The following is a 24231-nucleotide window of genomic DNA, read 5'->3' as shown; positions in this document are numbered from 1 at the left end:
GGTATAAATAATTTCGAAACTATCATTATTTTAACTTACGTACTTGTACAAAACATTATTAAATTGTTAAATAGAACATTATATCTTTATCAAAAACGTATCCAAACTTTTCTTTTTTATTCTTAAAAAAATGGCAATTATCCCTTAATACAATAATTATTGTCACAAAAGCGAACTATACCGCATTTCTTTAAAGGTTTACAAGTAACTGTTTTACAATATTTTAAATTAAATTTAAAGATTCAATTTAAATATAACTACACAATGAAAAACATCTTAAATCTCGCAGGTATTCAAAAACTCAACAAAGAAGAACAAAGTAAAATCAGAGGAGCCATATTTAGTGGCTGTTGTAGTAGCAACAAATGCCGTGTAAGTTTCCCGGGGGGAGAATTTTGTGAACCGGGTCGTTGCACGAACTTTGGCTGTATTTTTTATTAATACCTTTTTCTTCTATTTTATTTGTAACCAATAACTTTAAATATATATACAATGAAAAAAATCTTAGAATTATCAGGAATCCAAAAATTAACGAGAGAACAACAACAAAATATTAAAGGTGCATTTGGTACCGTTACTTGTTGTCCAACCGGTAGAGGTTGTTTATTAAGTTTTGGAGGCGAAAGTTTTTGCGAGCCTGGATATTGTGATCGATTCAGACCTAATAGATGTATATTAGCATAGTCTTTACAAAACCATAAAAAATGCTTTAAAACTTGCATAATGGTAGACCTCACTTTATATGAGGCATGCACTAGTAAAACTAAATCGGCTAGTCTAATATCATATATAAGTTTTAGAGCATTATCAATCAATCTCTTTTACTCTACGATGCCACATTTGTATTTTTTAACAAATAAATATAAACACAATGAAAAAAATCTTAGAATTGTCAGGGACTCAAAAACTAACCAAAGAACAACAGCAAAACATAAAAGGTGCTGCTAATAGCGTATCCTGTTGCCCTTCGGGTAATGGTTGTTTAATTAGTTCAACAGGTGATGAATTTGTCTGTGTCCCCGGAAGATGTTTTGGTTCGAGTAAATGTATATTGGCATAGCCTTTGACAAAACCGACTGGAAATAACGCTTTAATAAAACTTTTATGAAAAGGCTTATTATATAAAAATATAAAATTGTATTTAATAAAACTGTCTACCTACATTTAAGATCTATTAAAGTGTTTTTCATTTTTTTTAGTATTACTACTTAATTATTTAAATATATTACACAATGAAGAAAATTTTAGAATTAAAAGGAGTACATAAACTCCAAAAAGAAGAACAGAAAGGAATTAAAGGTTCTAATTTTAATAGACCTTATTGTGGACCTCCAGGTAGATGTTGTGTCAGATTGCCAGAAGGAGGAGAATTTTGCGATTTCGGATATTGTGTTGCTAATGGTTGTATTTGGGCATAACATTAGCAATGACTAGGGTATTTCTTTAGAGACTACCCTTCTTATATCATCTTGAGTTTATATATTTATTATCAACTCAAGATGATTGTTTTTTATATGAAGCTATTGTAATAAATCAAAGGATTGTTTTGCTATTTCAAGTTCTTCGTTTGTAGGTACGATTAGAATTTTCACTTTTGATAATTCTGCATTAATCTCTCTTATTTCTTTGGATCTTATCTCATTCTTTGCATTATCTAATTGAATTCCTAAAAATTCTAATTCTTCACAAACTAGTTTTCTTATCACATCAGAATTTTCACCTATACCGGCAGTAAACACTATTGCATCCAAACCATTCATTATTGCAGCATAAGTCCCTATAAACTTCTTGATACGATAGGCATTCATTCTCAGTGCTAATTTACACTGTTCATTTCCTTGTTCTGCTGCTGATTCTATATCTCTTAAATCACTAAATCCTGTTAATCCAAGCATACCGCTTTCTTTTTGTAGGAGTGTATTTACTTCTTCCAAAGTATACCCTAAGGCATTAACCATATAAAAAATCACTGCCGGATCGATATCACCACATCGAGTTCCCATTATTAAACCATTCATAGGAGCAAAACCTAATGTGTGATCAATACTTTTTCCATCTTTTACAGCAGTCATACTACATCCATTACCTAAATGTATTGTAATTATTTTACTGGTGCTTTTATTCAAAAACTCATTAGCTTTTTCTGAAACATATTTATGGCTCGTGCCATGAAAACCATACAATCTAATATGATTTTCATCTAAAAATTGATTTGGTATTGCATATTTATAAGCTTCTACAGGGATCGTTTGATGAAATGCGGTATCAAATACAGCGATTTGTTTTGCTTTTGTAAATATTTGTTCTGCTACTTCTATTCCTTGTAAATTTGCAGGATTATGTAAAGGGGCAAGTGCTGCGAGCTCTTTTATTTTACTTTTAACAGCTTCATTAATTACAGTAGTCTCTGCAAAAGTATTTCCTCCATGAACAACTCTATGACCAACTATCTGTATTTCTGAAGCTGAATCAATAACTCCCTTTTCTTTGTCCATTAAATAGTCTGCAATAAGCTGCAATCCTTCTTTATGATTAGAGATAGTTGCTACTTCTTCAATCGTAGTAGAAATTGAATGATAATTAATTTTAGCATTTTCTAAACCTATACGTTCCACAAGCCCCGAACAGATTACTTTTGCTTCGGGCATGGTAAATAATTGAAATTTTATAGAAGAACTTCCTGAGTTTAATACAAGTATCTGCATAATATTTATAAAGAGGTATTTTTTTGAGTTTTATATCTATAATCCTTGAGCCTGAATTGCTGTAATAATCACTGTATTATAAACATCATCTACTGTACATCCTCTACTAAGATCATTTACAGGTTTATTTAACCCTTGCAGCATTGGGCCAATAGCAAGTGCTCCTGTTTCTCTCTGCACGGCTTTGTATGTATTATTACCGGTATTCAAGTCCGGGAAAATAAGTACACTAGCTTGACCCGCTACTTCAGAATCAGGTAATTTACTTTGACCAACCTTCATATCTACTGCTGCATCATATTGTATCGGCCCTTCTATTTTGAGTTCAGGACGTTTATCTTTTACGATTTCTGTTGCCGCCCTAACAATTTCTACATCTGCTCCTTTTCCTGAAGTTCCCGAAGAATAAGATAACATTGCTACTTTTGGTTCAATACCAAATGCCTGAGCAGATTCTGAAGAAGATATAGCGATTTCTGCCAGTTGTTCAGAATCGGGATTAGGATTAATTGCGCAATCACCAAATACAGAAACACGATCTTCTAAACACATGAAAAACACAGAGGAAACTACTTTAACATTCGGCTTGGTCTTTATAAACTGAAGTGCAGGTCGTATCGTATGCTGAGTCGTATGCACTGCACCAGACACCATACCATCGGCATGACCTTTATAGATCATCATAGTACCAAAATAAGATACATCGGCCATCATATCCCTAGCCATATCCAAATTTACGTTTTTGTGTTTACGTAACTCATAAAATGTTTGTACATAGTCTTCATAATATTCAGACTCTACAGGATTTACGATATTAATCTTGGTAAAATCAATCGGAATATCAAGTTTTGCTGATCTATTTTTTATTTTTTTCTCGTCTCCTATTAGAGTAATATCCACTACTCTAGATGCTAATAAACGAGACGTTGCTCTCAAAATACGCTCGTCATAACCTTCAGGAAGAACAATATGTTTCTTTTGTTTTAACGCCCTTCTCAATAGATTATACTGGAACATTTTTGGAGTTAAACTTTCTGATTTAAATGTAATTAGGCGATCTGCCAGATGATCCTCGTTCGCATATTTTGCAAATGTGCTAATTGAAGTATTAATTTTTTGGACATTATCAACATAAATCCTTGATTTGATAGCTCCTATTTTATTTGTTACAGAGAATGTTCCGCTTGTAACCGAAATTATTGGAAATGATAATGAAACCCCTTCTATTAACTTAAGTATTGATGGTTCAGGAATAATCCCCCCCGTTAATATGATTCCGGATATTTTAGGATAATTATCTGATATATTGGCTTGTAATACTCCCAAAATAATATCTGCTCGATCACCTGGAGTTATTACCAAACTATTTTCTTTGAGATGTGTGAGATAATTTCTCAATTGCATTGCTCCGACTCCAAAACTGCCTGCCTGATTGTTAAGATATTCTTTCCCAAACAAAATATTGCCATCCAATTCTTTGACAATCTCTTTGATCGTTGGGTTATTCAAAGAATTTACCTTAGGAATGATAATTCTATCAACTCCATTTTTAAAATCTTTATCAAACTCAATTTGCAGTTGATTTTCACAACCGGGCTGCACTTTGTTTGCAACCAATGCCAGAACTTCTACATCTCTGTTGTTAAAAGTATCTAAAGCTAGCTTTAGATTCCCAACAATTTCTTCGTTCTTCTTATCAACACCGCTTGCTACAATTACAGCAGGAATACCTAGGTTTTTAGCAATAACAACATTGATATCAAATTCAATAATACTTCCTTCATCAGAAAAGTCTGTACCTTCGACCAGTATAAAATCAAATTTCTCTTCAAGAGCTTTATATTTTCTTATAATCTCGTCAATAACTTCTCCAAATTTACCCTGGTTATGTTTTTGAAGTACTTCACTACGTGTATATGCGTATGCTTTTTTAAAGTTAATATCGAGTTCGAAGTGTGAGATTACTGTATTAATATGATTATCGACCTCTCCCGCTTCGGGATCATCTATAATCGGTCTAAAATATCCTACCCTTGCTACTTTACCAAGTAACATTCGCATCATTCCTAAAACTACAATGGATTTACCACTATTAGGCTCTATAGTGGCTACATAAACGGCTTTACTCATTTGTTTTCATTTGGTATTGCTAAGGTAATAATTTAACATAGAAATTGGTCTGTACAACATTGTTTATACAGGACTTTTATAATATTAACGATTACACTTGTGTTTTTATAATAAACCTTATGTTTTGCTTAGCTTAAATGAATATTAGCTTTAATTTTTTATCAAAAATCTTTACTTATTCTTTTGATAATTCTTCAATAAAATGCTCAAATTCTTTTTTGAAATCAAGATATTTTTGTCCTGTAGCAGGGCCATTAAATCCGGTATGTATTTTTCGTACTTTTCCCTTTTTATCGATAAAAATTGTTGTTGGATACGACAGCACATGATTAAGCATTGGTAATTTTTCTTGCGCTTTTTCTTTATCAGAAGTTCCATATTGAGCCAAAAGAACCGGATATTCAACCCCTAACTTTTCTTTAAATCTTTTTATTGATTTAAAAGCTTTTTCCTCTGTTTTAGCATACTCAAATGCCAAGGCCACAAACTCTGCATTCGACACTTTGCGATGAGCATAGTAATCCACATAATACTTGGTTTCATCCATACAATTAGGACACCATGTTCCCATAATTTGAACAATCACTACCTTATCCTTAAAGCGCTTATCTTCTAAAGAGACCTGATTACCTTGGCTGTCAGAAAATGTAAATGCTAATTTTTCATACCCTTCTTTCAAAAAAGTAAGAGAGTCTTCTGATGGTAATTTATAGTTTTCATTTCTTTTGGCTACAAAAGGTTCTTTCCAATGATTTCCAGAATAAAAATAACCATTCATTGTCGTATCTGTAACTTGAGCAGTAAACAAAAATGCATGTGCGCCATCAAAAGCAGACAATTCTAATTGATTATCGTTAAGAACTCCTTCTAGAAATCTGTAATCCCCTGTTGTGGTTCTAAATGTTCCTGTAACTATATTTCCATTTTGCTTAAAAATTCCTTTAGCAATATACCTGTCTTCTTTGTTATCCTGACTAAAGACTGTTTCCCAATTACCTGAAATATTCTGAGAAGGTTGGGTTGTTATATCAAATCGATCTTGCGCACCAAATGTTGCTTTAAAGGGCACTACTCGATCTAAACTTTCTTTGATAAAACTCCCTGATAAGGTCATAGAATCTTCAAACCGTGCTGCTATATACCCTTCAAAAACCGGAAACCTAATGATCAAAGAGTCTTTATTTATTTCTATTTCATCTACATTGATAACTTCTTCCGCATTAAATATTTTTAAACTTTGATCTTCCATTACTTCAGTAAGAAATGGTAATTTTTTATTGTCTTGAACCTCTAGATAGGCTCTCCAAGGACCTGATTTAAAATCTACTTGTTCGGATTTTTGTTCTTTTTTACAAGAATTTAAAGAAATAGTAATAATGAGTATAAGTAATAGATGTATGTGCTTCATGAATATTAAGTTTACTTAAATAGTATGGGTATTAACAAAAACTGCCGTTAGAATGTACATCATAACGACAGTATATTATTGTTATTTGGATACAATTATAAATTTTCTTCTTTGATTTCTTCTCCTTTTCTCATCTTTTCTAATTCATCGGGATTTCTAATCACTCTAATCTCTTCACTTTTAATCATTTTCCCATTTTTATCTTTCTTTTCGACATAAAAGACTTCATCCCCGCTTTTTGTTGTATAAGACTTTACTTGTCCGTTAGCAGTTTTTTGTGAAGGTTTACTTTGTTTAGCAGTAGCAAAACTTCTTTTAGATTGCGCCTTATAAACTTTTTGGTTAGGAGATTTTGTTGCTTGATTTACCAAAGTTAAATCATCTTTGCTGCTATTATTCTTTTCGTTTTTTATTTTTTCTTTCTCCTTAGATGGTTTGTCAGAAGCTGTTTGTTTTTCTTGAGAAAAACCAATAGCTATAAATGCTATTAAAAAAAAACTTGTAAAAAAATACCTTAATTTATTCATCATCTTCATTTTATAGGATATTTCAAAGGTAATAAAAAAATCAGCCCTTTTATATACAACACCATATGACAAGATTTTATTAATAATCTCATTTGTAACCTTTACTCAATATATTATCTTTACTGCCTTAATTTAGACAAACACAAATGAAAATTTCATATAACTGGTTAAAACAATTTATTAATCTTGATTGGGAGGCAGAAAAAGCTGGAGAATTACTTACAGATCTAGGACTTGAAGTAGAAGGAATAGAAACTTTTCAAAGTATAAAAGGTGGACTAGAAGGAGTAATTGTAGGTCAGGTATTAAACTGCGAAAAACATCCAAATGCAGATAAATTAAAAATAACCAAAGTAGATCTTGGTAAAGGTGATCCTGTACAAATTGTATGTGGAGCTCCCAATGTTGCTGCCGGTCAAAAAGTACCTGTTGCTACAATTGGCACAAAACTATACGATCAAGAAGGTAAAGAATGGACAATTAAAAAAGGGAAAATAAGAGGTGAAGAGAGCCATGGGATGATTTGCGCCGAAGATGAATTAGGTCTGGGTGCAAGTCATGAAGGTATTATGGTTCTTGATGCTGATATTGCCGTGGGGACTAAAGCTTCTGAAATCTTTGATGTAGAGAATGATTCAATTTTTGAAATAGGACTTACTCCCAATAGGGCTGATGCTATGAGTCACTGGGGTACTGCCAGAGATTTGAAAGCAGGACTACTACAAAAAGATATTAACCTAGAATTAATCACACCTTCGGTTAGCAGTTTTAGAGTAGAAAACAGATTAAACAAAATTGATATAGAAGTTAAAAACTCTGAATTAGCCCCTAGATATTGTGGTTTAACCATTTCTAATATCAAAGTAAAAGAATCGCCTAATTGGCTAAAATATAGATTACAAGCAATCGGTATCACTCCAAAAAATAATGTTGTAGATGTTACTAATTATGTACTTCATGAATTAGGCCAACCTCTACATGCTTTTGATGCGCATGAGATTGAAGGTGAAAAGATAGAGGTAAAAACGGTTGAAGCAGGCACAAAATTCACTACTCTCGATGAAGTTGAAAGAGAACTGCATGAAGACGATTTGATGATATGCGATGCTAATAAACCACTCTGTATTGCTGGTGTTTTTGGAGGGCTTAACTCAGGTGTTACAGAAAGAACAACATCAATATTCTTAGAAAGTGCTTATTTTAATCCTGTAAGTATTCGTAAAACTGCAAAAAGACATGGACTTAATACTGATGCTTCTTTTAGATTTGAAAGAGGTATTGATCCTAATATAACGGAGTATGCTTTAAAAAGAGCTGCACTACTCATACAAGAGTTGGCAGGAGGAAATATTTCTAGTGAAATCATAGATTTATACCCAAAAAAAATTGAAGATTTTCAAGTATTTCTATCTTTTGAAAATGCGACCAAACTTATTGGTGAGGAAATTCCTCAAGATACTATAAAAAGAATACTTACTTCTTTAGAAATAAAAATCAATAGCGTCACCGAAACCGCAATTGGATTGACTATTCCTGCCTATCGAAATGATGTACAAAGAGAGTCTGACGTTATTGAAGAAATATTAAGAGTATATGGATATAACAACATTGGATTTACTCAAAAATTAAATGCATCTATTTCTAATATCGACAAATTCTCTGACCATAAAATCCAAAATACAATCGCTAATCAATTAATTGGTCAAGGATTTAATGAAATGATGGCAAACTCTCTAACAAGCCCAGAATACATTAACTTAAGTGAGCAATTAAAACCAGAGCACAATGTTCAAATGCTTAATCCTTTAAGTAATGATTTGGCAGTTATGAGACAATCAATGCTTTTTTCTGTTCTAGAAGCAATTTCTTATAATATTAACAGAAGGAGAGCTGATCTTAAACTATTTGAATTTGGAAAAACGTATCATCATTATGGTGAAGAAAGGGTAGAAAACAAACACTTAAGTATTACCATTTCTGGAAATAAGACAAGTGAAAGCTGGAATACTGAACAAAAAACAAGTGATTTCTTTTACATAAAGGGTATTGTTTCTAATGTCCTGAACCGATTAGGCATTGAAAGATTAAAAACTTCACCCATCAAAAATGATATGTTTTCTGAAGGTATTTCTTTAAGTATAGGAAAAACCAAACTAGTTGATTTTGGAGTTATTAAAAAATCTGTACTAAAACATTTTTCTATAACTCAAGAAGTTTTGTATGCAGACTTTAATTGGGATAATATTTTAGAATATTCAAAATATACCAAAATCAAGTATAAAGATATCCCTAAATTCCCTGAAGTACGTAGAGACTTTGCTCTTTTATTAAATGACTCTATCACTTTTGAAGAAGTCTATACAATAGCGAAGCAAACTGAAAAGAACCTATTAAAAAATATTAATTTGTTTGATGTTTATCAAGGTGAAAATCTTCCGGAAGGAAAAAAATCATATGCTGTAAGTTTTACGCTTTTAGATGAAAATAAAACACTTACAGACAAGCAAATCGATAAAATCATGAATAAGTTACAACATAATTTTGAAAATAAACTTGATGCCGAGTTAAGATAATTTTTGCAAATTATATCGTTTACAAAGAGGATTTTTGTTTTTTTTAACAATCATCCTCTTCTTTTTGTATTTTTGCCAACAAATTTCATTTCAAAATTTAAATCACGAATACAAAAAACCCCTCGTATGAAAAAACACTTAACATCTTTAACAATTATCTTACTTGCAATTATCTTCTCTGGATATAGTCAAGAAAAACAATGGGAAGTAGACCTTAAAGAAAGTCTATACGAAGTAGGCTGGATTATGCAATCAAATGATGGCTTAATAATTGCCTCTGGTGCAAAAGGCTTACTTGCAATGGATAATAATACAGGTGATATCAAATGGCATAACAAAGAGCTGAAAGCTGTTGACAAAAGTACTTTTCAGAATATAGACGGCTTACCATTATTCTATGCTGAATATGTGCCTATCGCCGGAAAAACAAGAGGAATTATTATTAACTCCAGCAATGGTGATATTGTCTTTGATACAAAAGATGAAGGATACAGAATTAAAAACTTTAATCTTTTACCTAATCAAGGAATTATTCTTTTTGAACTTACTAAGGACAAAGAACGATACCTTATGAGTTTTAGTCTTGAAACATGGGAACAAAAATGGATTACTCCGCTTGGAGAAAGTAAAGGGTTTATCAAAAGTCTTTTAACCAAAAGAAGCTTTATTGATCAAGGTCCCTATTTTACAAAAGACAATAACTTAATCATCGGGATAAAAGATCGAATATTTGCTATCAATAAGGATAATGGAAAAATTACCTGGAAGCATGAAGCTGATAAAAAAATAAAAGCTTTGGTATATTCTGAAGCCAACAGCAGCTTGTATTTAGGAATTAAAAAATCTAAAAAATTAACAGTACTAGACCCTTCTAATGGTAGTGATATAACTCCAGGTAAGTTAAAACTAAGAGGAACACTAATAGATGTTAGACCAGACGATGCCAATAATTTAATTTTGGTAGAAACTGAAGGATTCAATATTATAGATCCTAGTACAAACGAATTCAAATGGAAAAAGAGCTTTAAAATAGATTACCTTGATGAAGTGATTCCACATGAAAAAGGGTTGATTGCAATTGGTAAAGATGAAAAAGATGGCACAATATCTCTAGTTGATGATAATGGAAAAAAAATATGGACTAGTAAAGTAAAGGGGTATGCATATTATGTAACTCCAACTGATAAAGGCGTATTATATGTATCTACAGAAAGATCTAATATTTTGGATTATGAAAAAGGGAAAGATGTTTGGGACAAAGACGTAAAATTCAAAGCAATACCGGCAGTTACTTATGATGAAGTTGAAAACAAGGTTGTATTGTTCGAAAACAAAAAAGGATACAAATTTGATCTTCAAACCGGACAAATTGAACTATTTGCAGAAGATATAGCTTTAGAAAATGTAAAGAAAAAAACTCCTTTATTAGCAGAATATGTTAACAATACTGGTTACTTATTATACACAGGTCAACATGTTTCGTTACTTTCATCATCTGGAGAATTAAAATATAGCAAGTATTACGAGCCTGCTTCCAGTTTAAAGGGTTTTGTAGGTCTTGCAGAGACTGGATTAGCTTTTGCTGGTGTTGATTTAGACATTACTGGTTCCTTAGAAAACATCAATCAACTATCTGCTTTATCTAAAGGTGCATACAGAACTTCTAAAGATCAAACGGATGGTACTTCATCAGAATCTACTGTAGCAGGTTTATATGTTGGAAATAATCAAAACAATATGTCTACGGTATTCGAAATTACAAAAACTAGATATTCAAATTCAAAAACCATAAAAGATCATAAATTTATTGTAGCAAAAATAAAAAGCGAAACTGCTCCGACAAAACATGCTATTTATATGATCAACAAAAAAACAGGAGCTATAGATAAGCAGATAGACATCTTGGATAAAACTCCAAACTATCTTATTGACGAAATTGATAATGTAATTTTTATAAATGAAAAAAATCATTTGATTTCATCTCATAAGTTTTAAGCCTAATTTATTGGCGAACTTTATCAGAGGCTATTTTAATAAAATAGCCTCTTTTTTGTTTTATCACTAAAATGATCAAAACATGATTGAGTCTAAAAACTAAAATGGAAGACAAGGTAACATATGAATGTTGTAAAAAACAATACGATTCTTAACTAAATTTGTAGCAAACAAAAAATCAATATCATGAGTAATCCATCTATTTGAAAAAAGTTAATTTATAGGTTTACAGTAAACCCTTAGAAGCTGTACTTCAAAGAAAAAACATTAGGAAACAGTAAAGGTATCATTACATGATAAGAACGTATTTTCATAGGACTTCTTGAGATAGCATTAGGTAATACATTCACGACATTGGAATGAAAAAATTATATACCATATAATAATCAAAAAATCTGGAAATAAAAAAACCGAAGCATAGCTTCGGTTTTTTCAAAAATTTATAAATCGGTATTATTTAGTTCCCTCCTTCTAAACCTTTAAGCTTATTTTTCATTTCATCAGCTTTTGGATCATCAAGTTGGTAGTAAATATTCATTAGAGTACGAACAGCTTCTACATTATCAGGCTTACTTTTAAGAGCTCCTTCTAAATAAGGCACAGCACTCTTATATATTCCTTCTCTTTCTTTTTTAAGAACTTCGTATCGTTTATTGTCTTTAGAAGATGTTCCTAAACCATTCATTTCTTCAACAACCTTAGCTTCTTTACCTAAAATCACAGACGCTATATTGATTTGTGCTGATGTATAATCTGGCTTTAATTCTAATGCTTTCTTGTAGTATTCTAAAGCTTTATCATTGTCACCTAAACGAGATGCACTTACTCCTAAATTATATAATAAATCTGGATTTTCAGGATCATTTGCAACAATTTTCTCCATTATCTCTTTATATTTTGCAATATCACCAAGTTTATAGTGTATATCTGCTTCTGCTTGCATTAGAGCTGAATCGTTAGGGTTTTCTTTTTTTGCATCTTCTATAGCAGCAATAGCTTCATTATTTTTACCTTGAGTAATATAAATAAGAGCAATATTTTTAGCTATTTCTCCTTTTCTTGATTCTGATTTACGAATATCTGGTTTTATATACGAACCTGATTTAACAGACAAATCTCTAGTTTGTTTAGAATCAAACGGCTCTACTTCTCCTGTTTCTTTATTAGTAGCGACGAATTCTTCTTTAATTCCTGAAAAGCCTAATTCTTTTAACTCATTATAATATTTCAATGCAATATCATAATCTTTACCATTTACAGCATTACCAGCTGCATAATATAAATAAGTTGTATCTGCTTTGTTTGTTTTATATCCTAAATATAATTTTTCTGCTGCTCCTTTATAGTTTTTAGCATTTTGATCTTTAATAGCATTTTCTATCAAAGACTGGCGAATTTTCTGCAAATTCTCATTAGCTCCAGCAGTGTATTTAGAACTTCCAGCAGCCTTTTCAATTTCCATAGCTTTTACATAAGCATTTGCAGCAGATTCTAGTTTTTCAAGAGATTCTCCTGCAGAAGAGGATTCTACTTGTCCTTTGAAGAAATAGAATTGAGCTTTCATCTTCTCGTCTGCGGCACCAAGTTGTGCTTCTGCAGATTTAAGAGCATCGCTAGCAACATTCATTTTACCTGATTTAATTGCCTTTGCAGCTGCTTTTAAAGCTTGTTTTTGAGAAAATCCAATAGCAGTACCCGCCAAGAATATTGCTACAAAAAATTTAGTCTTCATTACTTGTGTTTTTAATATGAGATTTAGTTATTCTTTAATTGTTATCAATAGTCGTGCCATTAGTTGCATCATCAGAATTTTCTATTGAAGAGTTTTCATTTTCTTCTTCATTATTGGCATCTATATCGTCTTCGTCATGCATTACTTTTGCAACTGCAGCAATAGAATCTTTTCCTTTTAGATTAATAAGGCGAACTCCTTGAGTAGCTCTACCCATTACTCTTAAATCTTCTACAGCTAATCTAATAGCAATACCTGATTTATTAATAATCATAAGGTCGTCTTTGTCTGTTACATTTTTAATAGCGACAAGATTTCCTGTTTTATCTGTTATAGAAATGGTCTTTACTCCTTTTCCTCCTCTATTAGTAATCCTGTAATCCTCTAATTTAGAACGCTTACCATATCCATTCTCTGAAACTACCAAGATATTACTATCCATTTCATTAACGGCAATCATACCAATTACTTCATCTTTTTCATCTGCCATTCTGATTCCTCTTACACCAGAAGCTCCCCTACCCATAGGTCTTGTTTTTTCTTCTTCAAATCGAATGGCTTTACCGGATTTTACAGCAAGCATAACTTGACTTTTACCATTTGTCAGTTTAGCTTCGAGTAGTTCATCCTCTTCTTTTATAGTAATAGCATTGATACCATTTGTTCTTGGTCTAGAATATTGTTCTAAAGATGTCTTTTTGACCTGACCTTTTTTGGTTGCCATTATGACATAGTGAGAATTGATATATTCTTCGTCTTTTAAGTCTTGTGTACAAATAAAAGCTTTTACCTTATCATCATTTTCTATATTGATAAGATTTTGAATAGCTCTACCTTTAGAAGTTTTACTTCCTTCTGGTATTTCATACACACGCATCCAGAAACATTTTCCTTTTTGAGTAAAGAAAAGCATATATTGGTGGTTTGTCCCCACAAATAAATGTTCAAGAAAATCTTCGTTACGCGTTGTACTTCCTTTTTGCCCTACTCCTCCTCTATTCTGTTTTTTATACTCATTTAGAGAAGTTCTTTTGATATATCCTGCATGCGAAATAGTAATTACTACTTTTTCATCAGGAATCATATCTTCTATACTAAGATCTCCTCCGGCATATTCAATTTGAGAACGTCTCGGGTCTCCGTATTTTTCTTTAACTTCAAGAAGTTCATCTTTAATAATTTGCATTCTTCGATCTTTCTTATCAAGAATGTCTTTAAGATCTTCTATAGTCTTCATTAATTCCTCATACTCAGCACGTAGTTTATCCTGCTCTAGTCCTGTTAATTGACGTAGACGCATTTCTACAATTGCTTTAGCTTGTATTTCAGAAAGCTTAAATCTTTCTATCAATTTAGCACGTGCTTCATCTGCATTTGCAGAAGATCTAATCAATGCAATTACTTCATCAATATTATCAGAAGCAATGATTAATCCTTCAAGAATATGTGCTCTTTCTTCTGCTTTTCTTAATTCAAATTTAGTACGCCTAACAACTACATCATGTCTATGTTCCACAAAATAGTGGATCATTTCTTTTACATTAAGTAATTGTGGTCTGCCATTAACTAGTGCTATATTATTTACACTGAAAGAAGATTGCAAAGCGGTATACTTGTATAAAAGATTGAGTACTATATTAGGTATAGCATCTCTCTTTAAAATGTATACAATACGCATACCTTTTCTATCAGACTCATCACGAATAGTAGAAATTCCATCAATTTTCTTATCATTAACGAGGTCGGCAGTCTTTTTAATCATATCAGCTTTATTAACCTGATATGGTATTTCTGTTACGATAATGCATTCTCTACCATTGACTTCTTCAAAAGTAGCTTTACCTCGCATCACTATTCTACCACGCCCTGTCTTAAAAGCTTCTTTTACACCATCATAACCATAAATAATACCTCCGGTAGGAAAATCTGGTGCTTTGATGTATTGTATTAGTTCATCAATTTCTATATCATTATTATCAATGTAAGCTACAGTTCCATCCACTACTTCACTTAGATTATGTGGTGGCATATTTGTAGCCATACCTACTGCAATACCAGAAGCTCCATTAATTAATAATCCCGGAACTCTTGTTGGCAAAACCGTAGGCTCCTGTAGAGTATCATCAAAATTAAATGTATGATCTACAGTATCCTTTTCTATATCTGCCAGCATATCCTCAGATATTTTTCGCATACGGGCCTCTGTATAACGCATTGCTGCCGGGCTATCACCATCTACAGAACCAAAGTTTCCTTGACCATCAACCAACATATATCTCAAACTCCATTCCTGAGCCATTCGAACCATCGTATCATAAACAGAAGTATCCCCATGTGGGTGGTATTTACCAAGTACTTCACCTACAATTCTTGCAGATTTTTTATGAGCACTACTAGCACGTACTCCTAATTCATACATTCCATAAAGAACACGTCTATGTACAGGTTTGAGACCATCTCTAACATCAGGAAGAGCTCGAGAAACAATCACAGACATCGAATAATCGATATATGCAGACTTCATCTCATCTTCTATGTTGATAGGTATAAGTTTTTCTCCTTCAGCCATAAAAAAATATTCTAAAATTTAATTAATTAAACGCGCTAATTTAGTTAAATAAAGACGGTTTTAACAGCAAATTCTATATGTAATATACGTAATTTATTAACAATATGAAGAATTAATATGGTTAATAAGTCTATTACATTAGGTTTTGATTATTAAAGCTTTTTTTGTCTATTTACGCAAACAAGACACTACAGAAGGAGAAAATTGATAAATTATAAGCATGATTTCTTCTAAAAAAATTGATTTTTATGACAAAAATGCCACTTCTGTAAGTTTATTTGTTAATGATCGATTAAAAGGAATAGTTTTTGCCATAGTAATATTAAAAAATTACTATTTTAGTTATAAAGAAAGAGAATAATTTTTATGGATGATAATTTTTCACCTAGAGTAAAAGATGTTATTGCCTACAGTAAAGAAGAGGCTCTGAGATTAGGGCATGACTTTATAGGTACAGAACATCTTATGTTAGGATTGTTACGTGATGGAAGTGGAAAAGCAATAAGCATTCTTGATGCGTTAGATGTAGATCTTACCAATTTGAGAAGAAAAGTAGAAATTTTAAGCCCTGCAAACCCAAGTATTGCAATTGCATCAAATGAGAAGAAAAACTTACATTTAACAAGACAAGCAGAACGAGCATTAAAGACTACTTTTTTGGAAGCTAAGCTATTTCAAAGCTCTTCTATTAATACAGCGCATCTTTTGTTATGTATCTTAAGAAACGAAAATGATCCAACAACCAAGCTTTTAAATCGTTTAAAAGTTGATTATGATAACGTAAAAGACCAATTTAAATTTATGATAACTAACGAGGAAGAATATATAGATAATCCAAAAGCCGAATCTTTTTCTGAAGATGATGATCTTACAGGAGATTCTTCAAAAGAAAATCCATTTAACTCTCCTTCTGGAGGTGGAAAAGCAGGTAAAAAATCAAAAACTCCGGTTTTAGATAACTTTGGACGCGATCTTACCGCAATGGCAGAAGAAGGAAAACTTGATCCTGTTGTAGGTAGATCCAAAGAAATAGAAAGAGTTTCTCAAATATTAAGTAGACGTAAGAAAAATAATCCGCTTCTTATCGGAGAACCAGGTGTAGGTAAATCTGCAATAGCTGAAGGTCTTGCACTTAGAATCGTTAAAAGAAAAGTATCTAGAATCCTCTTTGACAAAAGAGTGGTTACGTTAGATTTGGCGAGTCTAGTTGCCGGAACTAAATATAGAGGACAATTCGAAGAACGTATGAAGGCAGTAATGAATGAGTTAGAAAAAAATGATGACATCATACTGTTTATAGATGAAATACATACTATTGTTGGAGCTGGTGGAGCAACAGGAAGTTTAGATGCTTCAAACATGTTCAAACCTGCTTTGGCAAGAGGAGAAATACAATGTATTGGTGCTACAACCTTGGACGAATACAGACAGTACATCGAAAAAGATGGTGCCCTTGAAAGACGTTTCCAAAAAGTAATTGTAGAACCTACCAATATTGAAGAAACTATTGAGATCCTCAATAATATTAAAGAAAAGTATGAAGAACATCACAATGTAAATTACACTCCAGAAGCTATCGAGGCTTGTGTAAAACTTACGAATAGATATATGACAGATCGATTCCTTCCAGACAAGGCTATAGATGCATTAGACGAAGCAGGATCGAGAGTTCATATCACTAATATCGATGTTCCTAAGAAAATTCTTGATCTTGAGAAAAAACTTGAGGAAGTAAGAGAACTCAAAAACAGCGTAGTCAAAAAACAAAAATATGAAGAGGCTGCCAAGCTAAGAGATGATGAAAAGAACCTCGAGAAAGAGCTAGGCGTAGCACAAGAGCAATGGGAAAAAGAATCAAAACTTCATAAAGAAACGGTAGATGAGAATAATGTTGCAGATGTAGTTTCTATGATGACAGGTATACCCGTAAATCGTATTGCTCAGACAGAAAGTAACAAATTAGCAGAATTACCTGATCTAATAATGGGTAAAGTAATTGGTCAGGATGAAGCCGTTGCCAAAGTTGTTAAAGCAATACAGCGTAATCGTGCCGGACTCAAAGATCCTAATAAACCTATTGGTTCTTTTATATTTTTAGGACAAACAGGTGTAGGAAAAACACAGTTAGCAAAAGTTTTAGCTAGAGAACTTTTTGATAGTGAAGACACTCTTATTCGAATAGATATGAGTGAATATATGGAAAAATTTGCTGTCTCAAGATTAATAGGTGCTCCTCCTGGATACGTAGGATATGAAGAAGGTGGGCAACTAACAGAAAAAGTTCGTAGAAAACCATATTCTGTAATCCTATTAGACGAGATAGAAAAAGCACATCCAGACGTTTTCAATATGATGCTTCAAGTACTTGATGATGGTTATCTAACAGATAGTTTAGGACGTAAAATAGACTTTAGAAATACGATCATTATTATGACTTCTAATATTGGTGCTCGTAAACTAAAAGACTTTGGTCAAGGAGTAGGTTTTGGAACAACTGCCAAAAAGTCTCAAGCAGATGACTATGCAAAAAGTGTTATAGAAAGCGCCTTGAAAAAAGCATTTGCACCAGAATTTCTGAATCGTGTTGATGATGTAGTCGTATTCAATGCACTAGAAAGAGAAGATATTCATAAAATTATTGACATAGAGCTTGATAAATTATATTTAAGAATCAAGGATCTTGGATATGATCTCTCTCTTAGTGAAAAAGCTAAAGATTATATCACAGAGAAAGGGTTTGATAAGCAATATGGAGCAAGACCTCTCAAAAGGGCTATCCAAAAATATATCGAAGATGCTTTGGCTGAAGAAATTATAAATGCACAACTTCAAGAAGGAGATAGCATCTTTATGGATATAGATGAAGAGTCAAATGAGCTTACCATAAATATTAAGAAAGCAGAAGAATCTGCATAAATATCAGGGTATTAAACATTATAAAAATAAGCTATTGCACTGGTTGCAATAGCTTATTTTATTTTATCCATTTTACTAATTTAGTTTTGATAAAAATTAACAAAATAATATGATTCAAGTTTTTTTCTTATTATCTTAACAGTCATTAATGGGAAAAATTTTATTAAATAAGTTACGACTTAGTTTTATTTAAAACTTTGGTCATAACACTACACCTTCGTCAAAATATGCAAATACCTAAACAACTAAGAGGTAATCCTAAGATTATCTCATACGACTTTGATTTTTGTCATCTCGAAGTATATGATGACTATGTTAAAGCGGTAATGTCTGAAGGAATTACCGTATCACCAGAACATAATGATATTTTACTACAAGTAGTTAATAAGCATTTCAAAAACAAATCATTTGTATACATCACTCATCGTATCAATTCTTATGCTGTAAACCCCACTATATACTTAGAAACAGCTAAAATTGAAAATCTTGCTGGTATGATTGTTGTTTCCAATGATCCTCAACAAAAAATACAAACTAAACTTGAAAAAGTATTTTTTAGAAAAGAATTCAGGCAGTTTGACAATATGGAAGATGCCCTAGAATATAAAAATCTAATTTTAAAGAAGAATTTATGTTAACATAATTACTATTTACATCTATATAAAAAAAAGGAGTGCATTTTACACTCCTTTTTTTATGATTCGGTTGTTTGACATTTCTTATTTTGCAATATTTACAGCTCTCGTTTCTCGAATTACTGTAACTTTTACTTGTCCAGGATACGTCATATCTGTTTGTACTTTTTGCGAAATTTCAAAAGAAAGACTTGATGCTCTCTCATCATTTACTTTTTCACTCTCGACGATCACCCTTAATTCTCTTCCTGCTTGAATAGCATATGCTTTTTTAACCCCTTCAAACCTAAAAGCAATATCTTCTAAATCCTTCAATCTCTGTATATATGAATCTAAAACTTGTCTTCTTGCCCCTGGCCTTGCACCACTAATTGCATCACAAACCTGAATTATTGGAGATATTAACGAAGTCATTTCTATCTCATCATGATGCGCTCCTATAGCATTACAAACTTCTGGTTTTTCTCCATATTTTTCTGCCCATTGCATTCCTAAAATTGCGTGTGGAACTTCTGTCTCCGTATCCGGCACTTTACCAATATCATGAAGCAATCCTGCTCTTTTTGCTAATTTTGGATTCAATCCTAGCTCAGATGCCATTACACCACATAATTTTGCTACTTCTCTAGAGTGTTGTAAAAGGTTTTGTCCATAAGAAGAACGATATTTCATCCTACCAATTGTTTTAATCAATTCTGGATGTAAACCATGTATTCCAAGATCGATAACTGTACGTTTACCAACCTCTATAATCTCCTCATCAATTTGTTTTCTTGTCTTTTTAACTATCTCTTCTATTCGTGCAGGGTGTATCCTACCGTCTGTAACCAATTTATGAAGAGATAAACGTGCTACTTCTCTTCTTACAGAATCAAAGCACGATAATATAATTGCTTCCGGAGTATCATCTACAATAATTTCTACTCCTGTTGCCGCTTCAATAGCTCTAATATTTCTACCTTCTCTACCAATAATCCTTCCTTTTACATCATCACTTTCGATATTAAAAACAGACACACAATTCTCAATAGCTTCTTCTGTACCTATTCGTTGTATTGTATTTATAATAACTTTTTTGGCTTCTTGTTGCGCGGTAAGCTTTGCTTCTTCAATAGTGTCTTGTATAAGTGCCATAGAGTCTGTCTTTGCTTGCTCTTTTAGAGACTCCATCAATTGCTCTTTTGCTTCTTCAGCAGATAAACCTGATATTACTTCTAATTGTTGTACTTGACTCTTATGAAGTTTCTTAAGTTCAGTTTGTTTTTTCTCCAGATATTCTTTGTGCTTCTGACTTTCTTTTAATTTTTCATCAAGTTCTTTGTTTAATTTTTTATTTTTAGAAAGCTCATTAGATATCTGAGATTCTTTATCTCTAGTTCTTTTTTCTGCTTCTGCCATTTTTTTATCTCTAGACAGAATTACTTTTTCGTGCTCAGACTTAAGTTCTATAAACTTTTCTTTGGCCTGTAATATTTTATCTTTTTTAATTGTTTCTCCTTCGTTCTTAGCATCTCTGATAATGCTATCCGAAGTTTTTTTGGCGTCTTTAATAATTTCTGAGGCTCTGTTACGCTCCAAAATTTTAGCAATCACAAAACCAATCACTAGTCCTGCCATACCCGAAACTATCAAAAATATAATAGTGTTGTCCATAATCTGTGTTAATATTTATATATAAAAAAGCCTGCACTAGCAAAGGTTCTGTATAAACTCTGTAAAAAACAGGTTTAGGGCTAACAAATTGCTCAAAAATCCGCTCAAGGCGGCACGCTTTTACAACTTAAACTCACCCTTTTTAATTAATTCTTGTTGAGTTTATCAAAATAACAACTAGTGCAGGCAGTAACCTTTATTATTTAAAGAACTTTTATGACAAATGATTATGCAACAACTCGTTAAGATCACTTAACCTGTTTTCTACAGTAATCATATCATCATTTTTATCTATAGTTTTTTGTTCTACTTGTGAAGCAAATTGTAAAGCACACATTGCTAATACATCTTGCTTATCTCTTACAGCATAACTTTGCTCAAATTGCTTTATCATAGCTTCAATCTTTTTTGCCGCCTTTCTTAACCCTTCTTCTTGGTTAGGATTTATAGTCAAGGGATACACTCGATCTGCAATAGATATTTTTATTTTAAGCTTATCACCCATACATATATTTATTCAGAAAGCTGTGCTATACACAAGTCTATCTCTCTAATTAAAGCATTTATCTTGAGCTTTGTTTCTCTTTTATATTCATCACTGCCCAGCATTGCGTTTGCATTCTTGAGTGCACTGAATTTTTCTTCACATCTTTTTAATTGATCATCGTGGAGTTCTAAATCAGACTCCAATTTCTCTATTTTTTGTTTAAGATTCGTATTTTGTTGTTTCAAAAGTTCATATTTATGAAGCAACTTACTTATCCTATTTTCAAGAGAATCAATGATTTCAATTAAACTACTCATTAATATATTTTACACAATACTTCAACACACAAAGTTAACATACGAATTGAAAAAACCCAATAGTTTTTAAACTAATTTTAAAGAACTGAATATTAAATTGTTAAGTTTTTTTTATGCATCTCTTCTACTTTTTTAAGAGACGATGCTATGATCTGATGCATATCATAATATCGATACTCTGCTAACCTTCCTCCAAAAATAACATTCTTTAAAGCTAAAGCATCTTCTTTGTATTGTTTAAATTTTTGTTGATTTACATCATTATTGATTGGATAATATGCTTCTTTACTTTTATCCCAATTTTCAGGATATTCTTTGGTAATAATTGTATTTTTTTGAGTTCCAAATTCAAAATGCTTATGCTCTATGATTCGAGTAAATTTGTATTCAGAATCATTATAATTCACAACTGCATTACCTTGATAATTTTGCATCTCATGCCATTGATTCTCAAACCTCAGGGATCTGTATTCTAAAGCTCCATACTTATAATCAAAAAACTCATCTATTTTACCAGTATATACAATCTTATCAGCTATAGAACTTAAAGATTCTCTTTCTGAAAAGAAGTCTACATTAGTTTTTGTTTCTATTCCTTCTAATAACCCATTAATAATTGTATTATATCCTCCAATAGGAATGCCTTGATATACGTCATTAAAATAATTATTGTTGTATGTATACCTTACCGGTAGACGTTTGATGATAAATGCCGGAAGTTCACTCGCTTTTTTACCCCATTGCTTCTCTGTGTATTCTTTGATTAAGGTTTCATAAATATCTTTTCCTATCAAAGAGAGTGCTTGTTCTTCAAGATTTTTGGGAGATTTTACACCATATTTTTCGATTTGTGCATCAATCACTGCCTTAGCTTCTTCTGGGGTTTTTGTTCCCCAAAGCTGATAAAAAGTATTCATGTTAAAAGGAAGGTTATACAACTTACCTTTTGATAGCGACAATGGAGAATTAATATAATTATTAAAAGTTGCAAACTGATTTACATAATCCCATATTTTTTTATCATTGGTATGAAAAATATGAGCTCCATATTTGTGCACATTAATCCCTTCATTATTTTCGCAATATACATTTCCTCCTAAATGACTTCGTTTATCAATTACAAAACACTTTTTTCCTAATTTTGTCATTTCATGAGCAAAAACACTTCCAAAAAGTCCTGCACCAACAATTAAATAGTCATATTTTTTTTCTCTCACAATAATTATAATTTTACCCGATAATCGAGTTTTTAAACATTTCAAGGGCTGTCTCGAAACAAAAAGTTTATTTCTTGTAAATAGCCATTGAGTTTACCCCAAGGTAATTTAATAAGAAAAACTCCTGAATAGTTATTTTTTCAAAATTAACACTTTTAAAAATGATTTTACATGATTCAATACATCTATTTTAAGCAGTACAATCAGCACAATACTTTTCAAAAAAGTAGATAAACAAAATAAAATGTATGTATCTTTCCCAACGGTAAACTTTACTTAACTTTATGAAAGGATATTATATATCTAGAAATTACAAATCTCTATTTAACGCTGCAGGAAAAGCCAAGACTGACTGCGAAAATATCTTAGCAGAAATCGGTTTTAAAAATTTAGGGTTCAAACAATCTTCAATTCCAAGTTCGGCTTTAGGAACCATCAAAAACACTTTTGGAATTAGTATTGCATTGTTACGATTGCCTTTTAAAAGTGTTTTATGCACTCAATACCCGCTCAATAAATTTAGAAACTACATTATGTTTGTGGCAAGATTAAAAAAATGTCAAATTATTACTATTGTACATGATGTTAAGTTTTTAAAAGGAAGAACTCGTGATGCCAATAAAGAACTGCGCCAGATCGCATCTTCAAAAGGTATTATTGTACACAATGCATCTATGAAACAATGGTTTTTAGAACAAAAAATGGAATCTCCTATAGCAGTTTTAGGAATATTTGACTATCTGCTAGATAAAGGATTACCTAACCAAAATGACAAAAACCTCTCTCCTAACCCATATGAAATTGTATATGCCGGTGGATTAAGTGAAGGAAAAAATGCCTATCTATATGATCTTGATCAGTTAAAAAATGATGGGTTTATCATGAACTTATACGGTATAGGTTTTGATGAAAATAAAATAAAAGTTAATAAAGAAGACTCTGTATTATCATACAAAGGTGCCTTCCCTTCTGATGTAGTTGCATATCATATAGAAGGATCTTTTGGATTGGTCTGGGATGGTATATCTACAGAAGAATGTAGCGGACAATACGGACAATATCTAAAATTTAATAACCCACACAAAACCTCTTTATACATTTTGTGTGGATTACCTGTTATTGTTTGGGATCAAGCTGCAATAAGTAATTTTATTGTAGAGAATAATATCGGTTTTACAGTTTCTAACTTAAATCAATTAAGTCAAAAACTGCAAAATCTTTCTAAAGAAGAGTACCAATCAATGAAAGCCAATGTAGAAAAAGTAAGAAAGAAAATCATTGCAGGAGGGTACTTAAAAGATGCTATCAATCAAATAGTAAAAAACACTTGACATAAAAAAAAATTAAGTAGCTTTATAAGCTATTAA

General features: G+C 31.8%; 19 protein-coding genes and 1 other RNA gene. 9 read left to right on the top strand and 11 right to left on the bottom strand.

Going from position 1 to position 24231, the window contains the following annotated elements; all coding sequences use genetic code 11:
• The first annotated feature begins 492 nt into the window (after window positions 1–492).
• The 3 genes from FHK87_RS23450 to FHK87_RS23440 all read left to right on the top strand — a co-directional run bounded on the left by FHK87_RS23450 (window position 493) and on the right by FHK87_RS23440 (window position 1418).
• Window positions 493–684, top strand: a complete 192-nt coding sequence (locus FHK87_RS23450; RefSeq protein WP_140597310.1) for a hypothetical protein — start codon at window positions 493–495, stop codon at window positions 682–684.
• Window positions 685–871: 187 nt separating this feature from the next.
• Window positions 872–1060 carry a hypothetical protein gene (locus FHK87_RS23445; protein ID WP_140597309.1) on the top strand — a complete coding sequence of 63 codons (189 nt, stop codon included), beginning with the start codon at window positions 872–874 and terminating at the stop codon, window positions 1058–1060.
• 172 nt (window positions 1061–1232) lie between these two features.
• The gene (locus FHK87_RS23440; protein WP_140597308.1) at window positions 1233–1418 is read left to right on the top strand and encodes a hypothetical protein; all 186 of its coding nucleotides are present in this window, start codon (window positions 1233–1235) and stop codon (window positions 1416–1418) included.
• Between the two features lie 102 nt (window positions 1419–1520).
• Here the strand turns inward: FHK87_RS23440 and FHK87_RS23435 are convergent, their stop codons facing one another.
• The 4 genes from FHK87_RS23435 to FHK87_RS23420 form a co-directional block, all read right to left on the bottom strand.
• Window positions 1521–2705, bottom strand: coding sequence for an acetate/propionate family kinase (locus FHK87_RS23435; protein ID WP_140597307.1), 1185 nt, complete (start codon window positions 2703–2705; stop codon window positions 1521–1523).
• Window positions 2706–2741: 36 nt separating this feature from the next.
• Window positions 2742–4835, bottom strand: coding sequence for a phosphate acetyltransferase (pta, locus tag FHK87_RS23430; protein ID WP_140597306.1), 2094 nt, complete (start codon window positions 4833–4835; stop codon window positions 2742–2744).
• A gap of 175 nt (window positions 4836–5010) precedes the next feature.
• Window positions 5011–6243 carry a peroxiredoxin family protein gene (locus tag FHK87_RS23425; protein ID WP_140597305.1) on the bottom strand — a complete coding sequence of 411 codons (1233 nt, stop codon included), beginning with the start codon at window positions 6241–6243 and terminating at the stop codon, window positions 5011–5013.
• A gap of 95 nt (window positions 6244–6338) precedes the next feature.
• The gene (locus FHK87_RS23420; RefSeq protein ID WP_140597304.1) at window positions 6339–6773 is read right to left on the bottom strand and encodes a hypothetical protein; all 435 of its coding nucleotides are present in this window, start codon (window positions 6771–6773) and stop codon (window positions 6339–6341) included.
• 143 nt (window positions 6774–6916) lie between these two features.
• Here FHK87_RS23420 and pheT point away from each other — a divergent pair, with 143 nt between their 5' ends.
• Window positions 6917–9343, top strand: coding sequence for a phenylalanine--tRNA ligase subunit beta (gene pheT / locus FHK87_RS23415; RefSeq protein ID WP_140597303.1), 2427 nt, complete (start codon window positions 6917–6919; stop codon window positions 9341–9343).
• Window positions 9344–9469: 126 nt separating this feature from the next.
• On the top strand, window positions 9470–11338 hold the full coding sequence (locus FHK87_RS23410) for an outer membrane protein assembly factor BamB family protein (protein ID WP_140597302.1): 1869 nt from the start codon (window positions 9470–9472) through the stop codon (window positions 11336–11338).
• 457 nt (window positions 11339–11795) lie between these two features.
• On the opposite strand, the gene FHK87_RS23405 is transcribed toward FHK87_RS23410, so the two are convergent.
• Both FHK87_RS23405 and gyrA read right to left on the bottom strand, forming a co-directional pair.
• Window positions 11796–13070 (bottom strand): tetratricopeptide repeat protein, encoded by a 1275-nt coding sequence (locus FHK87_RS23405; protein ID WP_140597301.1) that lies wholly within the window; start codon window positions 13068–13070, stop codon window positions 11796–11798.
• A gap of 34 nt (window positions 13071–13104) precedes the next feature.
• The gene (gene gyrA, locus FHK87_RS23400; protein ID WP_140597300.1) at window positions 13105–15639 is read right to left on the bottom strand and encodes a DNA gyrase subunit A; all 2535 of its coding nucleotides are present in this window, start codon (window positions 15637–15639) and stop codon (window positions 13105–13107) included.
• 220 nt (window positions 15640–15859) lie between these two features.
• Here gyrA and FHK87_RS26450 point away from each other — a divergent pair, with 220 nt between their 5' ends.
• The 3 genes from FHK87_RS26450 to FHK87_RS23390 all read left to right on the top strand — a co-directional run bounded on the left by FHK87_RS26450 (window position 15860) and on the right by FHK87_RS23390 (window position 19193).
• Window positions 15860–16000 carry a hypothetical protein gene (locus FHK87_RS26450; protein ID WP_226294398.1) on the top strand — a complete coding sequence of 47 codons (141 nt, stop codon included), beginning with the start codon at window positions 15860–15862 and terminating at the stop codon, window positions 15998–16000.
• 5 nt (window positions 16001–16005) lie between these two features.
• The gene (locus tag FHK87_RS23395; protein ID WP_140597299.1) at window positions 16006–18555 is read left to right on the top strand and encodes an ATP-dependent Clp protease ATP-binding subunit; all 2550 of its coding nucleotides are present in this window, start codon (window positions 16006–16008) and stop codon (window positions 18553–18555) included.
• Window positions 18556–18782: 227 nt separating this feature from the next.
• On the top strand, window positions 18783–19193 hold the full coding sequence (locus FHK87_RS23390; RefSeq protein ID WP_140597298.1) for a hypothetical protein: 411 nt from the start codon (window positions 18783–18785) through the stop codon (window positions 19191–19193).
• Between the two features lie 81 nt (window positions 19194–19274).
• On the opposite strand, the gene rny is transcribed toward FHK87_RS23390, so the two are convergent.
• From rny to glf, 5 genes are all read right to left on the bottom strand, one after another.
• On the bottom strand, window positions 19275–20843 hold the full coding sequence (rny, locus tag FHK87_RS23385; protein WP_140597297.1) for a ribonuclease Y: 1569 nt from the start codon (window positions 20841–20843) through the stop codon (window positions 19275–19277).
• 54 nt (window positions 20844–20897) lie between these two features.
• A non-coding RNA gene (gene ssrS / locus FHK87_RS23380) (6S RNA) lies at window positions 20898–21005 on the bottom strand.
• A 52-nt stretch (window positions 21006–21057) separates the two neighbouring features.
• On the bottom strand, window positions 21058–21348 hold the full coding sequence (locus tag FHK87_RS23375; RefSeq protein ID WP_140597296.1) for a cell division protein ZapA: 291 nt from the start codon (window positions 21346–21348) through the stop codon (window positions 21058–21060).
• 8 nt (window positions 21349–21356) lie between these two features.
• Window positions 21357–21647 carry a hypothetical protein gene (locus tag FHK87_RS23370; RefSeq protein WP_140597295.1) on the bottom strand — a complete coding sequence of 97 codons (291 nt, stop codon included), beginning with the start codon at window positions 21645–21647 and terminating at the stop codon, window positions 21357–21359.
• Window positions 21648–21739: 92 nt separating this feature from the next.
• The gene (glf, locus tag FHK87_RS23365) at window positions 21740–22867 is read right to left on the bottom strand and encodes a UDP-galactopyranose mutase (RefSeq protein WP_140597406.1); all 1128 of its coding nucleotides are present in this window, start codon (window positions 22865–22867) and stop codon (window positions 21740–21742) included.
• A gap of 281 nt (window positions 22868–23148) precedes the next feature.
• Here glf and FHK87_RS23360 point away from each other — a divergent pair, with 281 nt between their 5' ends.
• A complete protein-coding gene (locus tag FHK87_RS23360) occupies window positions 23149–24195 on the top strand; it encodes a beta-1,6-galactofuranosyltransferase (RefSeq protein WP_140597294.1) in 1047 nt (348 codons plus the stop codon).
• The last annotated feature ends 36 nt before the right edge of the window (window positions 24196–24231 follow it).

The organism is Aquimarina algicola, from assembly GCF_006443095.1.
Taxonomy (GTDB): Bacteria; Bacteroidota; Bacteroidia; order Flavobacteriales; family Flavobacteriaceae; genus Aquimarina; species Aquimarina algicola.
This window is presented reverse-complemented; position numbering and strand designations above follow the sequence as displayed.

Coding starts and splice junctions, on each gene's coding strand:
- FHK87_RS23450 (WP_140597310.1), top strand. CDS start 493: ATGAAAAAAATCTTAGAATTATCAGGAATCCAAAAATTAACGAGAGAA.
- FHK87_RS23445 (WP_140597309.1), top strand. CDS start 872: ATGAAAAAAATCTTAGAATTGTCAGGGACTCAAAAACTAACCAAAGAA.
- FHK87_RS23440 (WP_140597308.1), top strand. CDS start 1,233: ATGAAGAAAATTTTAGAATTAAAAGGAGTACATAAACTCCAAAAAGAA.
- FHK87_RS23435 (WP_140597307.1), bottom strand. CDS start 2,705: ATGCAGATACTTGTATTAAACTCAGGAAGTTCTTCTATAAAATTTCAA.
- pta (WP_140597306.1), bottom strand. CDS start 4,835: ATGAGTAAAGCCGTTTATGTAGCCACTATAGAGCCTAATAGTGGTAAA.
- FHK87_RS23425 (WP_140597305.1), bottom strand. CDS start 6,243: ATGAAGCACATACATCTATTACTTATACTCATTATTACTATTTCTTTA.
- FHK87_RS23420 (WP_140597304.1), bottom strand. CDS start 6,773: ATGATGAATAAATTAAGGTATTTTTTTACAAGTTTTTTTTTAATAGCA.
- pheT (WP_140597303.1), top strand. CDS start 6,917: ATGAAAATTTCATATAACTGGTTAAAACAATTTATTAATCTTGATTGG.
- FHK87_RS23410 (WP_140597302.1), top strand. CDS start 9,470: ATGAAAAAACACTTAACATCTTTAACAATTATCTTACTTGCAATTATC.
- FHK87_RS23405 (WP_140597301.1), bottom strand. CDS start 13,070: ATGAAGACTAAATTTTTTGTAGCAATATTCTTGGCGGGTACTGCTATT.
- gyrA (WP_140597300.1), bottom strand. CDS start 15,639: ATGGCTGAAGGAGAAAAACTTATACCTATCAACATAGAAGATGAGATG.
- FHK87_RS26450 (WP_226294398.1), top strand. CDS start 15,860: ATGATTTCTTCTAAAAAAATTGATTTTTATGACAAAAATGCCACTTCT.
- FHK87_RS23395 (WP_140597299.1), top strand. CDS start 16,006: ATGGATGATAATTTTTCACCTAGAGTAAAAGATGTTATTGCCTACAGT.
- FHK87_RS23390 (WP_140597298.1), top strand. CDS start 18,783: ATGCAAATACCTAAACAACTAAGAGGTAATCCTAAGATTATCTCATAC.
- rny (WP_140597297.1), bottom strand. CDS start 20,843: ATGGACAACACTATTATATTTTTGATAGTTTCGGGTATGGCAGGACTA.
- FHK87_RS23375 (WP_140597296.1), bottom strand. CDS start 21,348: ATGGGTGATAAGCTTAAAATAAAAATATCTATTGCAGATCGAGTGTAT.
- FHK87_RS23370 (WP_140597295.1), bottom strand. CDS start 21,647: ATGAGTAGTTTAATTGAAATCATTGATTCTCTTGAAAATAGGATAAGT.
- FHK87_RS23360 (WP_140597294.1), top strand. CDS start 23,149: ATGAAAGGATATTATATATCTAGAAATTACAAATCTCTATTTAACGCT.